This is a genomic window from Variovorax cryoconiti (assembly GCF_051216395.1).
GTDB lineage: Bacteria > Pseudomonadota > Gammaproteobacteria > Burkholderiales > Burkholderiaceae_C > Variovorax.
The window spans coordinates 1-1070 of sequence record NZ_JBPJZI010000068.1 but is presented as its reverse complement, the minus strand read 5'-3'; the positions used below and the strand labels follow the sequence as shown (position 1 = coordinate 1070).

Below are 1070 nucleotides of genomic sequence, written 5' to 3'. Positions count from 1 at the left end.
AGCCTGTCTGCGGCCAAGCGGCTGGTCGACAACCACGACGATCCGGCGCTCGGCAGTTTCAGCCCCCTGACCCAGCACATGCCGCGCCGCCCGATGGACGAACCGGGCCGCGTGCACGGCGACGGCTACAAATGGCTGGCGGCGTTGATCATCGTGCTCGCCGCGGTCATGCCCCGGTTCTTGTTTGCCGGAAAGGCTTGAGTCGATGATCGTTCCCCAGTTCTGGGCCGAAGGCCGTATCCAGGAGAGCGTGGCCGGCAAGCAGTTCACCGTGCGCCGCTTCGGCTGGTCGGACGAGAGCCCGCTGGCCGCGCAGGCGCACGCCGACCAGCGCACGCGCGATGCCTTCGACCGCATCGTTCACAAGGGCGAGAAACTCGAGCGCCGCGAACGCAAGATGCCCTACAACGGCGCCGACCGTACGCCGATCCGCGAGGAAATCGTCGAGCGCCAGGGCGACACCGTCATCACGCGCAACACCTATGGGACGCGCTGCCTCAACACGCCCGACGTGCTGTTCGTCGACATCGACTTCGAGGAGCCCTTGCGCGGCAGCGTGTTCGGCTTTGCGCTGGTGCCGGCGCTGATCGCCGGAGTGGTCGGCGGCTGGGCCGCCAAGACCTGGCTGGGCGGGCTGATCGCGGGCATCGTGGTCTTCGTCGTGGCCTGGGTCATCGGCCAGCGCAAGAAGCGCGGCGAGCACAGCGGCAACCCCGCGCCTGAGAAGCGGGCGGCCGAGCGCATCGGGCGCTTCATGCAGCAGCACCCCGACTGGCACTTGCGCATCTACCGCACGCCCGCGGGCTTCCGGGTGCTGGCGATGCACGATGTCTTCGACCCGGCCGACACCGCGGTGGCCGACTGTTTTCATGCAATGGGCGTCGACAAGGTCTACGCACGCATGTGCCGCAACCAGAAATGCTTTCGTGCCCGGCTGAGCGCCAAGCCTTGGCGCATCGGCATCGGCGAGCACATGCGGCCACAGCCGGGTGTGTGGCCGGTGTCGCCCGAGAAGCTGCCCGCGCGCGACGCCTGGATCGCGCGCTACGAAAAGGCGGCCGAGGGCCACG

Annotated in this window: 1 protein-coding gene and 1 pseudogene; both read left to right on the top strand. The window is 68.5% G+C overall.

Annotation, left to right across the window (positions count from 1 at the left end):
• Positions 1-201 (top strand): annotated as a pseudogene (locus tag ACSFA2_RS25790) (hypothetical protein); the annotation flags it as partial.
• A 4-nt stretch (positions 202-205) separates the two neighbouring features.
• Positions 206-1070, top strand: an 865-nt coding sequence (locus ACSFA2_RS25785) for an inorganic phosphate transporter (protein WP_435458166.1), incomplete at its 3' end; no start/stop codon positions are given.